This is a genomic window from Rhizobium sp. WSM4643 (genome assembly GCF_025152745.1).
Classification (GTDB): Bacteria; Pseudomonadota; Alphaproteobacteria; order Rhizobiales; family Rhizobiaceae; genus Rhizobium; species Rhizobium leguminosarum_I.
On the sequence record NZ_CP104042.1, the window covers coordinates 435,790 to 448,043 of the forward strand.

The 12,254-nt window shown below is 58.0% G+C and carries 14 protein-coding genes and 1 pseudogene; 5 read left to right on the forward strand and 10 right to left on the reverse strand.

What is annotated here, in order from left to right; translation table 11 throughout:
• The first annotated feature begins 157 nt into the window (after positions 1–157).
• From N1937_RS28925 to N1937_RS28935, 3 genes are all read left to right on the forward strand, one after another.
• The gene (locus N1937_RS28925) at positions 158–601 is read left to right on the forward strand and encodes a DoxX family membrane protein (protein WP_260059886.1); all 444 of its coding nucleotides are present in this window, start codon (positions 158–160) and stop codon (positions 599–601) included.
• The gene (locus tag N1937_RS28930) at positions 598–2,196 is read left to right on the forward strand and encodes an MFS transporter (protein ID WP_260059887.1); all 1,599 of its coding nucleotides are present in this window, start codon (positions 598–600) and stop codon (positions 2,194–2,196) included. Before N1937_RS28925 ends, N1937_RS28930 begins: the two co-directional genes overlap by 4 nt.
• A 134-nt stretch (positions 2,197–2,330) precedes the next feature.
• On the forward strand, positions 2,331–3,167 hold the full coding sequence (locus N1937_RS28935; protein WP_260059888.1) for an alpha/beta fold hydrolase: 837 nt from the start codon (positions 2,331–2,333) through the stop codon (positions 3,165–3,167).
• Positions 3,168–3,301: 134 nt separating this feature from the next.
• Here the strand turns inward: N1937_RS28935 and N1937_RS28940 are convergent, their stop codons facing one another.
• Positions 3,302–4,195, reverse strand: coding sequence for a helix-turn-helix transcriptional regulator (locus N1937_RS28940; protein ID WP_311202859.1), 894 nt, complete (start codon positions 4,193–4,195; stop codon positions 3,302–3,304).
• Positions 4,196–4,499: 304 nt separating this feature from the next.
• Between N1937_RS28940 and N1937_RS28945 the strand changes: the two genes are divergently transcribed.
• Positions 4,500–5,333 carry an AraC family transcriptional regulator gene (locus N1937_RS28945; RefSeq protein ID WP_260060246.1) on the forward strand — a complete coding sequence of 278 codons (834 nt, stop codon included), beginning with the start codon at positions 4,500–4,502 and terminating at the stop codon, positions 5,331–5,333.
• Between the two features lie 93 nt (positions 5,334–5,426).
• Here N1937_RS28945 and N1937_RS28950 read toward each other — a convergent pair whose 3' ends face one another.
• From N1937_RS28950 to N1937_RS28960, 3 genes are all read right to left on the reverse strand, one after another.
• Positions 5,427–5,720: a type II toxin-antitoxin system RelE/ParE family toxin gene (locus N1937_RS28950; protein WP_260059890.1), complete on the reverse strand. Its 294-nt coding sequence runs from the start codon at positions 5,718–5,720 to the stop codon at positions 5,427–5,429.
• Positions 5,717–5,959 (reverse strand): type II toxin-antitoxin system ParD family antitoxin, encoded by a 243-nt coding sequence (locus tag N1937_RS28955; protein WP_260059891.1) that lies wholly within the window; start codon positions 5,957–5,959, stop codon positions 5,717–5,719. The genes N1937_RS28950 and N1937_RS28955 overlap by 4 nt, the downstream gene beginning before the upstream one ends.
• A 247-nt stretch (positions 5,960–6,206) precedes the next feature.
• A complete protein-coding gene (locus N1937_RS28960) occupies positions 6,207–7,097 on the reverse strand; it encodes a LysR family transcriptional regulator (RefSeq protein WP_260059892.1) in 891 nt (296 codons plus the stop codon).
• A gap of 117 nt (positions 7,098–7,214) precedes the next feature.
• On the opposite strand from N1937_RS28960, the gene N1937_RS28965 reads away from it, so the two are divergent.
• A complete protein-coding gene (locus N1937_RS28965; protein ID WP_260059894.1) occupies positions 7,215–7,475 on the forward strand; it encodes a helix-turn-helix domain-containing protein in 261 nt (86 codons plus the stop codon).
• A gap of 113 nt (positions 7,476–7,588) precedes the next feature.
• On the opposite strand, the gene N1937_RS28970 is transcribed toward N1937_RS28965, so the two are convergent.
• The 6 genes and pseudogenes from N1937_RS28970 to N1937_RS28995 all read right to left on the reverse strand — a co-directional run bounded on the left by N1937_RS28970 (position 7,589) and on the right by N1937_RS28995 (position 12,203).
• Entirely contained in the window at positions 7,589–7,978 is a 390-nt protein-coding gene (locus N1937_RS28970) for a RidA family protein (protein ID WP_260059896.1), read from the reverse strand.
• A gap of 317 nt (positions 7,979–8,295) precedes the next feature.
• Positions 8,296–9,054: an alpha/beta fold hydrolase gene (locus N1937_RS28975; RefSeq protein ID WP_260059897.1), complete on the reverse strand. Its 759-nt coding sequence runs from the start codon at positions 9,052–9,054 to the stop codon at positions 8,296–8,298.
• Positions 9,055–9,161: 107 nt separating this feature from the next.
• Positions 9,162–9,891 (reverse strand): annotated as a pseudogene (locus N1937_RS28980) (L,D-transpeptidase).
• Positions 9,888–10,418, reverse strand: coding sequence for a VOC family protein (locus N1937_RS28985; RefSeq protein ID WP_260059899.1), 531 nt, complete (start codon positions 10,416–10,418; stop codon positions 9,888–9,890). Before N1937_RS28985 ends, N1937_RS28980 begins: the two are co-directional and overlap by 4 nt.
• A 65-nt stretch (positions 10,419–10,483) precedes the next feature.
• A complete protein-coding gene (locus tag N1937_RS28990; protein ID WP_260059900.1) occupies positions 10,484–11,332 on the reverse strand; it encodes an alpha/beta fold hydrolase in 849 nt (282 codons plus the stop codon).
• Between the two features lie 46 nt (positions 11,333–11,378).
• Positions 11,379–12,203 carry an oxidoreductase gene (locus N1937_RS28995; RefSeq protein WP_260059902.1) on the reverse strand — a complete coding sequence of 275 codons (825 nt, stop codon included), beginning with the start codon at positions 12,201–12,203 and terminating at the stop codon, positions 11,379–11,381.
• Between the last annotated feature and the right edge of the window lie 51 nt (positions 12,204–12,254).

A 12,254-nucleotide genomic window follows, 5' to 3' on the forward strand; every position in this document is an offset into this window, starting at 1 on the left:
GCTGCCCACTTCGATCCATCAAATCATTTATTGCGATAATCGCAATTAAATCGAAATAATTGATGCAATTGTTGGCGGTAATCTTTCTGGCCAATATCGCTCCCATCCACGGCAAACAAAGCCGCTTGTTTCGATCGACGACACGACAGGAGCAGACATGATTGACCAATTTTCGTCCACCCACCGCAGGGGCTCGCTTCTTGCGCGGATCATCGCTGCACCGGCAACGTCGCTCATTGCCCTTCTGGCTCTCTGCGCGGCCTATATCCAGGGGCCAATTACCAAGATCTTTGATTTCAACAGCGCAGTCGCTGAAATGAACCATTTCGGCCTGCATCCGGCGGCATTCTTCGCAGTCGCCGTCATCGCCTTCGAATTGGCGGCCTCGGCCATGGTGGTGTCGGGGGTCCTTCGCTGGGCAGGTGCGCTGGCGCTCGCCGCGTTCACGCTCCTTGCCACCCTTATCGCCCTTCGTTTCTGGGAGTTGCCCGCAGGCATGGACCGCATGATGGCAACCAACGCCTTCTTCGAACATCTCGGGCTTGCTGGCGCTTTCATCATTGTCGCGGCAATTGATTTGACCAAGGGAGCAGGCAAATGAGCACTACCAAATCCTCCGGGGGCAGCTTTGCTCCCCTTGCCCAGCCAGTCTTCGCAGTTCTTTGGGCTGCAACCGTCCTCGGCAATACCGGCAGCTTTATGCGCGATGTCGCCAGTTCCTGGCTCATGACTGATCTATCGGCCTCGCCGGCCGCCGTCGCTCTGGTGCAGGCGGCCGGAACCTTGCCGATCTTCCTCCTGGCGATACCTGCAGGCGTACTCACCGACATTCTCGATCGTCGCAAGTTCCTGATCGCCGTGCAGATCTTGCTCGCGTCAGTCAGCGTAAGCCTCATGATCCTGGCAAATACCGGCATGCTTTCGGTCAGTGCACTGATCGGCCTGACCTTCCTTGGCGGCGTCGGCGCCGCGTTGATGGGGCCGACCTGGCAGGCGATCGTGCCGGAACTGGTGAAGAGAGAAGACGTCAAGAGTGCCGTCGCGCTCAACTCGCTCGGCATCAATATCGCCCGGTCGATCGGGCCGGCCGCCGGGGGGCTGCTCCTTGCTGCCTTCGGCGCGGGCGTCACCTATGGCGCGGATGTTGCGAGCTATCTCGTCGTCATCGCGGCGCTCGTCTGGTGGCCGCGGCCAAAGAACGCAAATGATGCGCTGGCTGAAGGCTTCTTCGGCGCGTTCCGTGCAGGCCTGCGTTACACCCGGGCCAGCAAGCCCTTGCATGTCGTGCTTTTGCGCGCGGCGATCTTCTTTGCCTTCGCCAGTGCCATCTGGGCACTCCTGCCGCTCGTCGCTCGAGAATTGCTCGGCGGTGACGCAGGATTCTACGGTATCCTGCTTGGCGCCGTTGGCGCCGGCGCGATCGGCGGCGCATTGCTCATGCCTAAACTGCGCGAACGCTTGAATGCCGATGGCCTGCTTCTAGGGGCCGCTGTTATCACAGCACTCGTCATGGGCGCTTTGTCGCTCGCGCCGCCAAAATGGGTTGCCATTATCGTCCTGCTCTTTCTCGGAGGCGCTTGGATCACCGCCCTGACCACGCTGAATGGCGCAGCGCAGGCCGTGCTTCCGAACTGGGTCCGCGGTCGCGGCCTGGCGGTCTATCTCACCGTCTTCAATGGTGCGATGACGGCAGGTAGCCTTGGCTGGGGTGCCGTTGGTGAAGCTGCCGGGGTGCCGGGAGCGCTGATGATCGGCGCGGTTGGACTGCTCATTGCGGGCTTCATCATGCATCGCTTAAAGCTGCCGGCCGGCGACGCGGATATGGTGCCGTCCAATCACTGGCCAGAACCATTGGTCGCCGAGCCTATCGCCCACGACCGCGGACCTGTTCTGATCCTCATCGAATACCATGTCGAAAAACATCATCGCACAGCCTTCCTGCATGCGCTGGATGAGATGTCCCACGAGCGGCGCCGGGACGGCGCCTACGGATGGGGGGTGACGGAAGACTCCGCTGATCCGCAAAAGATCGTCGAATGGTTCATGGTCGAATCCTGGGCCGAGCATCTTCGCCAGCACAAGCGAGTTTCAAATGCCGATGCTGACCTACAGGCCCAGGTCCTCGCCTATCACGCAGGAACGGTTAAGCCGGTCGTCCGGCATTTCCTCACAATCAACCGGCCGGGGGCCGCCTAGAACTTCCCCTCCATCACCCGCCGCAGCGCATTGCTTTGCGGAGCTGCCACCGCAGCCGCCATGGCACTCCCCACATCTTTCGGATTTGCTGCCAACATTTCTTCCACCCCACCTCAATCAAAGGAGACAATAGAATGGGCTACATCACCACCAAGGACGGCGTCGAAATCTTCTACAAGGATTGGGGTCCGAAGGATGCCCAGCCGATCGTCTTCCACCATGGCTGGCCGCTCTCGTCGGACGATTGGGATGCGCAGATGCTGTTCTTCCTGGCAAAAGGCTTCCGCGTCGTCGCCCATGACCGCCGTGGTCACGGCCGCTCTGCTCAAGTTTCTGACGGTCACGACATGGACCACTATGCCGCCGATGCCTTCGCCGTGGTCGAAGCGCTCGATCTGAAGAACGCCGTTCATATCGGCCATTCAACCGGCGGGGGCGAAGTTGCTCGCTACGTGGCAAAGTACGGTCAGCCTTCCGGGCGCGTCGCCAAGGCCGTTCTGGTTTCCGCCGTTCCGCCGCTGATGCTCAAGACCGAGACAAATCCGGGCGGCTTGCCGATCGAAGTCTTCGATGGCATCCGCAAGGGGGTAGCCGAGAACCGCGCGCAGCTTTTCGTCGATTTCCCCACCGGTCCATTCTACGGCTTCAACCGTCCCGACGCCAAGGTCTATCCGGGCGTTATTCAGAATTGGTGGCGGCAGGGCATGATGGGTAGCGCCAAGGCCCATTACGATGGGATCAAGGCCTTCTCCGAGACCGATCAGACGCAAGACCTGAAGGCAATCACTGTTCCGACACTCGTTATGCACGGCGACGACGATCAGGTCGTGCCGATCGACAACGCTGGCAAGCTTTCCGTCAAGCTGGTGCAGAATGGCACCCTGAAGGTCTATCGGGGTTATCCGCACGGCATGCTGACAACGCATGCTGAGGTCCTGAACGCCGACCTCTTGGTGTTCATCCAAGCTTAATTGGACCGTCCGGGTGTGGCTGTCTTCACTGCACCCGGATCCGGCCGAACAAATCCGACCAAGCTGGCTGTCAACAGGACAGTCCTGAGCGAAGTTGAGCTCAAGGGCCAGCAGTGCTGATCGATGGTTTTCTGTTAGTGTCGGTTGCTCGAGCGCCAAGCCGCAGGATGCACCCCCACGACCCTCGTGAATGTTGCAACGAGTTCATTTTCGTCCGGAAACCCGCACTCTTCAGCGATCCGGGCAATGGTTTCACCGGTTCTGCTCAGTTGCGACTGGGCTCTGCTTATTCGATATGACGAAATCCATTCCGAAACAGACTGCCCGGTCGTGTTCAAGAATCCGGAACAGAGCTCATCGACTGAAAATCCGCAGGCTTCGGCAATCTTATCGACCGGTGTGCCGCCCGATAAGTTCGCAGCTATATACGCCTTGATGCGCTTTTCCTGCAGCGGAGACAGCCGACCGGTGCCCGACAGGTGCTGGATGGGGGACCGCCCGTAACGATGCGCAAGATGGGCGCTTAGCGCTAATCCGATATGAGGAAGCAGTGTGTCCCTGACCTCGTCCGGCATGTCGAACATCGGTATCAGTGCAGCGCCGATATTGTGGACCACCTGATCGTCAATCCCCCGGCAGGTTGTGAGGTCATCAATACGCGGCTCGCCCGCTTCCTCCGCGAGCTCGACAAAAAGCGCGCTTGGGATATGAAACGCCAGTGCTTCGAAGCGGCCACGAACAGAAATTGCGGCCCCATTCCTCAGACTGATGAGACACATAGAACCTCTGGAATAGGTCTTCCGAGGTGTCCGTGCTCCGTCCGGCAGGACGTCGCAATGATCAACATCGACGAGATAGAGCATGACCAGAAAGGCGTCATCAGCCGGCAGGACGATTGTGTGTTCGCTATTGTCATAGGAATGCTCGAGATGGACGACAGCGAGCTTTGCCTCGTAAAGAGGCCTGATCGCCAGCGCCCTTACGGCATTAATCCCAAAACATGCCGCAATTCTCTCACTGACCGTCAACGCTTCACTCATATGTGTCTCGATCATCCTGGCTGGGGACTGTATAGCCGTACCGACGAGATGCCGCGCTTCAAAGTTTCCTACACAGATTTCAAACGGCAATCTTGAACAAAAGGATCCTCGCGGGGCCGATTTAATAAACTGTCGTGAGGCAAGCGTAGCATGGGAAAGCGACCAATGCCGGCAGGTCCCGTGTTCGAGTGTCTAGAAATGAAAGAACTGCGTCGTGGTCCAAGTTTTCCCCCTCCGCCAGCAATCTTCCACTGGAAACTCGACCGACGGGTTCGGGTGCTCGTTGAAGCAGTTGTCGATCAACCAAAGCCTATTTGGTTCAGACATCGATATCTTTCGGAAGGCGACAGTCAACACTGAACTCGATCAGGTCATGACACCGGCAAGCGATCGAGGGTTCGTCGTGGGGGTTTCCTCGCTCGGTGGCCACACGCGCCGCATCTTCCACGAACATCGTGCGACAACCCACGACTTTACCGAGAACTCGATCTATATTCGCGATCTCTCGGACGCCTACAAGGCGGATCTCCGCGGTCCTTTCGATTTCGTGTTGTTTGAAATTTCGCCAGCGTCCCTCCGCAAAATTGCCGATGATGCTGAAATGCCTGGCATAACGTCGCTGTCGGTTGAAACAGCATCAAAAGATATCGTGCTTGCCAATCTCGCTCGGGCGCTGATCCCGGCGCTCGAAAAGCCAGACGAAGCCAACGCGCTTTTCGTCGAACAAATGACGACGGCCATCGGCACCTACCTGGTCCAGCGCTACGGCGGCCGGCCAATGGTAGGGTCCGATAGGTCGGGTAGCCTTTCGCGGGCGCATGAGGATCTGGCGAAAAGTCTGCTTCTCGAAAACCTTGATGGCAATGTGTCGATTTCCGAGGTCGCCCAGGTCTGCAACCTGTCACGTGGCTATTTCATTCGCGCTTTTCGTCAGACGACCGGTATGACGCCCTACCAATGGGTCCTTCGTGAGCGAATAGACCGTGCCCGCGACCTCTTGCGGACCTCAAATTCTCCGCTCGCCGAAGTGGCTATCGCCTGCGGTTTCGCGGACCAAAGCCATTTCACGCGCGTCTTTGCAGGTATCGTCGGCACCACGCCTGGCAATTGGAGACGTAACGCCTGATTCAGACGAGCCCTCTTGATAAGATTCGCCGAACCGAAGGTCTTGAGCCGATTCCTGAGACACACCAAATCCCCCAGCTCCATCCGAGGCGCGCTAAATTGAATCAGTTGCCCAATCTTCATGGGCGTGGCGAATTCGTATTACGAAAATTGTCTCATCATCTTCGATCCGATAAACGACTAGATGCGCTTTGAAGGGATGAATTCTAACAGGCGGATCAATCTCATCCCGTTCGCGCGCGATGCGTGGATTGACAGCTATCAGATCAAATAACGCGAAAAGTTCATCGTGGTATCGCTTTGCCGTGCCTGCCCCGAACATACGGACACCTTGCTCGGCGATCGCAATAATGTCCTCTGCCGCTTCGGCAGAAAGCTTAAAACTCATGACTTGCTGGCACGAGCTATCGCTTCAGCAAAGAGTTCATCCTTTGATTGGATGCCTAAACCACTTTGGAGCCCGGCCTCGACGAAGCTTTGCATGGCGGCGATCTTGTCGTTTCGCGTCTGGTCGCGTCGGATCAGGTCACGCACGTAGTCGCTAGCATTGGAATATCGCCCGGTCCTGGCCTGGGCCTCCACCCAATCCTTCATCGGGCGTGGAAGAGATACGTTCATCGTGGCCATTAATAACCTCATTGGAAGGCAACATAACCGATTTTGGCAAAGTTTGTCAAAGGCTCAAACGCCTTTATCCCGCTACGAGCGTCGAACTATCCACTTCACAGGGTTCATCCATCTCGCTGCAATCATGATCTGGATACCATGAATGTCGATCGGTCCTAGCGGAGCGCCGCTCGCAGCGAGCGGAACCCGGGACCGACTGCCCCCGGCAAGCCGTTCCGCTTGAGGCGCACCCATGGGCTCCCTCGCCTCACCTGCCCGGCCGTGCCAGCGACCTGGCGATATCGACGATGTCGTCGCGCGAGGCGGTCGGATCCTCTTTATTCCAAGCGACACCGAGCCCGATCCTAAAGTCGATGCCCCTCACCGCCTTCAACTCGAAGGCCCGGTTCGGCAGACCCTCGGTCCATTCCGGCGCAAAGCCGATGCCAAGGCCTGCCGAGACCAGCGACACCAGCGAATAGGTGTCGTCGCAGCTATAGGCGATGTTGCCGGTCAGATCGTATTCCTCGAACTTCTCGTTGAAGTACCGCTCGGTGTAGGAGAGGTTCTGCCGATTGAAGGCGATGATCTTCTCCGAGCGCAGATCGTCGATGGAAATCTCCGCCTGCTCCGCCAGTGGGTTGCTCCTGGCGACCGCCAGGAGATATCGCTCATGGGCGATCGAGGAGAAGCGCAACGAGCCGATGTTTTCCACCGGTCTGATGAAGCCGAGATTGATCTGGCCGTTTTCCAGGCCCCGGATGATGTCGCCGGTATTGCCGCTTGATATATGGATGCGGATATCCGGATACTTGCGGGCGATCTTTGCCAGAAACGCCGGCAGCACGCCGGTGGTGGCCGGATAGACGGTGCCGATCCTGATCTGCCGGATCGTCTTGCCGGCCACCGCCCTGGTGATCTCGGCGGAAAGATCGACCTCGCTCAGGATCCCGACGCAGCGCTCGTGGAAGATCTCCCCTGCCCTGGTCAGTTCCACCCGTCTGGTCGAGCGGATGAACAGCGTACAGCCGAGTTCACGCTCCAGTGCCTGCACATGATTGGAGAGCGCCGGCTGGGCGATGCGCACCTTGGCGGCGGCCCGGCCGAAATGCAGTTCCTCGGCCACCGCGACGAAGTAGGAGAGCTGGCGTAATTCCATGGGAGCCATCCGATGTCAGGGCGCAATTGCGAATGTCGCCGCACAATTCCGACGCAGATTCGTTTCATAGTTCTATAATACGTGGTTTCATAACCTGTCAAATGTTGTGTTTCCGCGATGGACGCACGGCAGCGAGTAGCTCTGAATTTGAGACGCTTGCGGGTTTCGAAAGGAATCTCGCAGGACGATCTCGCGCTCGCGGCAAACATAGAACGCTCTTACGCCGGCCACCTTGAGCGCGGCGGAAAAAATCCGACCGTCACAACTCTCGAGAAACTCGCAACGGCATTAGCCTGCGATGTTTCAGAGCTTTTGGCGCCGCTGCCCGATGGCATTTCAATTAAGCCACTCAAGAGCGGGCGGCGTTCCTCGGCCTGAGCTTATGGTGCTCTTGAATAGATTCGAACTAAAGTCCACCGCCTCCGATACACTAAGCTGCTGTAACTTTTATGCTCAGCGTGGAAAGGTTCGTTCGCGACACATAGGTTCCATCATCGCTTTACGGCAACACATTTCACCTCAGCGAGGAGTCCCTGGTGCGCGAGCTCAGAGACACCTATCCGGGTCCACGCATAGGTTCCCTTCGGAAACACCTCGTTTTTGACTGTCCGGAACACGTCCATGTGCTTGGACATTTCGACGTGATAGCTTGTCATTTCCACGATGTCATCGAACGTGCAATGAGCGGCTTCGAGGACAATCCGTAAATTGTCCCACATGGCTCTGAATTGCTCTAAAGGATCGTGAATAATCTTGAGATCCTTGGTCCGCCCAACTTGGCCGACAACGTAAATTGTGTCTCCGACTTTAACCGCGGGAGCATAGCCGGCTCGACTGACGATCTCCTGCATCTCGTCGGGTATAATGATCTCTCGATCCATAGTGGTCCTCGCAATCGTTGGTGGTTGCTAGCGGCACTGATACATGCGTCGCGAATTTTCAAGCGCTGCTGGATGAAAAGTACAAACGACCAGCGACGTCGGACAGTCCTTCACTTCGCCCGCCGGAGTGACATCTGTACATGGCGTCAGGCCAACTCAGCCGATGACGCTCTTCATCGTTGAGCCAGGGACGGCTGCGTTTTGCACGGCTCGCTCCCAGGCGCAGGTACGTGTCTCAAAACAGCTGCGCCACGTCCCCAGACGGGACGCAGCTAGCAAGTTCATCGAGACAAGCGGCTTTTGCAGAATGCATGCCGCTACTTGGCAGCTTTGGCTGCTTCCTCGATAACCTTTGCGACTGCAGCCGCCTGAGAGATGTAGATAGCGTGGCTGCCCTCTACCTCTGTCACCGTTGAACCGGCACGCTTGTACATCCAGCGCTCCAAGTCGGGGTTTATCGTCATATCGTCCTTCGCTACAATTGCGTAGCTGGGCTTCTCGTGCCAAGCTGCGGCCGAAACCGGTGTATCGGTGGCGACGACGGCGACAGGCATTTGCGACCGGGCTATGAACTCGGCTTGATCCTTGGGGAGATCTGCCCCGAAATCAGCCGCGAACTTTGCCGGGTCGATAAGCAGAAAGCCATCCTTTGTCGGCTTGATATCGTTGGTGGGTGACGGCATCGATTGGAGCAGTTGCGCGGTGCTTTCGCCCTTTTCTGGCTGCAGTGCCGCAACATAAACAAGTGCCTTGACCTTGGGATCATCACCTGCTGCCGTGATGATCGTGCCTCCGTAGCTGTGACCGACGAGAACGACATCTCCGTCCTGCTGATCGACTACGCGCATCGTGGTTGCAATGTCCTGGTCGAGGCTTGTCAGTGGCTGCTGGACAATGCTGACATTGTAGCCGTCGCGGGTCAGGATGTCATAAACGCCGCGCCAGCCCGAACCATCCACGAGCGCGCCATGGACAAGGACGATGTTGCGCGCGTCCGCTAAGGCTGGGGCTGTTACGGCAACAGAAGACAAAAGCGCGGCAACGAGGCAAACGGCCACTTTACTGAAGTTCGACATGGTCGGTAGTTCCTTGAGTTTTGTGCGTGGATTAACTGAGGCTTTGAAATCGCCTGAAGGACATGTCTCTCCTCTATCCAACGAGAGACGGTCGTGATCGCTTGCGCTTACTGCTTGACGACAATTGGCGCCTTGATCGGCACCCGTTCATAGAGGTCGATAATGTCCTGGTTGAGCAGGCGCACACAGCCGGACGAAACGGCCTTGCCGATCGAGCGCCATTGCGGATTGCCGTGCAGACGATAGAGTGTGTCCCGGCCGCCGCAGAAGATGTAGAGCGCTCGCGCACCGAGCGGATTTTTCAGGCCCTGCTCCATGCCGCCGTTCTCGATCGAGTATTTGGCGAGCTCCGGCTGACGCGCGACCATTTCGTTCGGCGGTTTCCAACGCGGCCATTTCTGACGCCACTGAAAGACGCCGTTGCCCTGCCAGGCAAAGCCGTCGCGCCCAATGCCGACCCCATAGCGCATCGCGGTCCCGCCCGGCTGGACGAGAGAGAGGAAGCGGGAGGGGGTGTCGACGACGATCGTGCCGGGCGCCTCGCGGGTCGAGGACCTGCTGGCGATAGTAGCGCGGATCGATCTGCTTGTAGGGAACCGCCGGGATCAGAAAGCCGCCATCCTCGGTAGGACCGTACATGACAGCCAGTTCGGCATCTGTCGGCGCAGGAGCGATGTGGACAGGGCCGATCGGATCCTGGAGAGGCGTCGACTGTCGCCCCACCATCCGGCTCTTGCCGGCGGTGGAGACGCACCCTGCCAGGGCCGAGACCGCAGCCATCGCCGAAAGCGACAGGAGGCTGCGGCGGGATAACGAGGTATCAAAGCTCACGCTCATTCCTCGTCCTGCCATCTGCGCAGATCCGTCTGGTCATGATAGGCCATGCGATCAGGCGTGGTGATAAACTCAATCATCGTGCCCCACGGCGCTCGGCAATAGCAGACCTTGTTTCCAGGACCTTTTTCGGTTGCGTAGGGAATAGCTCGTGGTGCCGTAAGGGCTGTTCCGCCAGCCTTCTCAAAGCGCTCTACCGATGCGTCGATGTCGTCGGTATAGACCCCAAAATGCGTGATGCCGAAGTCGCTCGGTGTAACCGGTTGCGCTTGTTTGAGGCCGTGCATTTCAAAGAGCTCGATGTCAGGCCCGGTTCCGATCTTGACCATCGCCTGCGCACGCACAACCGTTCCCGGGTAAGCACCAGTGGCCCGCTCGAACTCGGGTCCCTGCCTGGCCGGATCCTGCGGCCCGAACGATTGGTAGATCACCTGGCCGCCAAAGGCTTCCACCAGGAACGATTTTGCCGCTTCGATGTCAGGCACCGTGATGCCGATGTGATTGACGCCGCGAATTTGAGGTGCAGTCATTATAGTTTTCCTTTCTTGTTGAATCGATGAACGCGATCGGGCTCAATTTGCCCGGACCGCAGAGCTCACTTGGCCTTGAGGAAATCGATGAGAGCAGCGGCCACTTCATCCGGGCGCTCGTCCGCCACATAGTGACTGCAGCGGGCAATCGAGCCGCCCGTAACATCTGTGGCGAACTCCTTGAGCATCGGGACCATATGAGCACCAAAACGCTGCTCCCCGCCGAGACCTAAAACCGGAATCCGGAGCGGTTGCTTTTTGTATTCGAGCGCGGCCGCATGGTCGGCGGTCAGTGTGCGGTACCATTCCATACCACCGCGCGTGCGGCCAGGGAGAGCCATTGCTTTCGCATAGATGTTGATGTCTTCAGGGTTGAAGGTACTGTGATCGTAAAATCGCTCCGCCATGAAGGCCGAGACATAGTCATATTCGCGGCCGTAAATTAGGCGCTCCGGCAGATCCCGATTAGCATGGAACGCGAAATGCCAAATCTTTGCCGTTGTCGCCTCCCACTGGCTCCAACCAGGAAGCGGAACATCGAGGACAGCCAGATGAGTAACCGCATCTCGATAGATGGCGGCCTGCGGCAATGCCACCATTCCGCCAATGTCATGGCCACACACGGCATAGCGATTATGCCCAAGGGCGAGCATTACTTCGTGCGCGTCGCGCGCCATCGTCGCCTTGTCATAGCCGTCAAGCGGGCAGTCGGAATAACCCGCACCACGCAGATCAATCGCCACGACGCTAAAATGTACGGCCAGCAGCGGCATGACGTGGTGCCATTCCCACCAGGTTTCCGGCCAACCGTGAAGCAGAAGGATCGGGGGACCAGAGCCACCCGTGACAGCATTGATCTTGATGCCATTCACCGGCACCAGTTGCTGGGTAAAACCTTCCAGTGTTGGGATCATAACTCTTTCCCGTCGATGTTGATGTTAAACAGAGCTAACTATCAGCTCAGGGCTGATCGAAATCGGTCGCGATCGAGATGTCGCGCCAGGTGTCGATATCACGGCGAAACGAAGCCAACTTCCGCTCAGCGATCGAATGCGCGGCCGGACCGAGCGGCAGATGAAGCGGAGCGTCATCCGCATCGACTGCCTGCAGGATCACCGCGATCGCCTTATCGGGATCGCCCGCCTGATTGCCGTCGTTGGTTTCGCGATAGTGCCTGCGTGAACTCGCGACGTATTCCGGCATCTCCTTGGCCACCATCGTGATAGAACGTCCAAGGAAGTCGGTCCGAAATGGCCCAGGCTCAACGATCAGCACTCGGATGCCGAACGGCTTCAGCTCGCCGGAGAGTGCTTCGGAAACCCCTTCAACCGCAAACTTGGCTGCATTGTAATATGCTGCGCCGCCACTGCCCGCGATCCCTGCGCCAGAAGACATGTTGACGATCACTCCGCCCGAACGTCGCAGTGCAGGCAAGGCTGCCCTGGTGGTTTCGATAAGACCGAAAACGTTCACCTCGAACATCGGTCGATATTCTTCGGGCGTGCCCTCCTCGAGCGCCCCAAACAGTCCGTAGCCGGCATTGTTCACCAGCACGTCAATACCCCCAAATGTCACGACGGCCTTTGCGACCGCGGTATTGGCCGCCGCCGCATCTGTCACGTCGAGCGGCAAGGTGATCATACGGCCGTCGAATGGCCGAGCCATTTCTTCGATCGAGTTGACGTTTCGGGCAGTAGCGACAACCTGATCGCCCCGCTGTGCTGCAGCGATCGCGAGCCGTTGTCCAAAGCCGCTCGAGCAGCCTGTGATGAACCAAGTTCTCATGATGTTTCTCCGCCTGTTTTCGAAATATGGCTTGAATCTAGATGTTTAGAT

Coding starts and splice junctions, on each gene's coding strand:
- N1937_RS28930 (WP_260059887.1), top strand. CDS start 598: ATGAGCACTACCAAATCCTCCGGGGGCAGCTTTGCTCCCCTTGCCCAG.
- N1937_RS28925 (WP_260059886.1), top strand. CDS start 158: ATGATTGACCAATTTTCGTCCACCCACCGCAGGGGCTCGCTTCTTGCG.
- N1937_RS28990 (WP_260059900.1), bottom strand. CDS start 11,332: ATGATCCCAACACTGGAAGGTTTTACCCAGCAACTGGTGCCGGTGAAT.
- N1937_RS28935 (WP_260059888.1), top strand. CDS start 2,331: ATGGGCTACATCACCACCAAGGACGGCGTCGAAATCTTCTACAAGGAT.
- N1937_RS28970 (WP_260059896.1), bottom strand. CDS start 7,978: ATGGATCGAGAGATCATTATACCCGACGAGATGCAGGAGATCGTCAGT.
- N1937_RS28950 (WP_260059890.1), bottom strand. CDS start 5,720: ATGAGTTTTAAGCTTTCTGCCGAAGCGGCAGAGGACATTATTGCGATC.
- N1937_RS28975 (WP_260059897.1), bottom strand. CDS start 9,054: ATGTCGAACTTCAGTAAAGTGGCCGTTTGCCTCGTTGCCGCGCTTTTG.
- N1937_RS28960 (WP_260059892.1), bottom strand. CDS start 7,097: ATGGAATTACGCCAGCTCTCCTACTTCGTCGCGGTGGCCGAGGAACTG.
- N1937_RS28995 (WP_260059902.1), bottom strand. CDS start 12,203: ATGAGAACTTGGTTCATCACAGGCTGCTCGAGCGGCTTTGGACAACGG.
- N1937_RS28955 (WP_260059891.1), bottom strand. CDS start 5,959: ATGGCCACGATGAACGTATCTCTTCCACGCCCGATGAAGGATTGGGTG.
- N1937_RS28965 (WP_260059894.1), top strand. CDS start 7,215: ATGGACGCACGGCAGCGAGTAGCTCTGAATTTGAGACGCTTGCGGGTT.
- N1937_RS28985 (WP_260059899.1), bottom strand. CDS start 10,418: ATGACTGCACCTCAAATTCGCGGCGTCAATCACATCGGCATCACGGTG.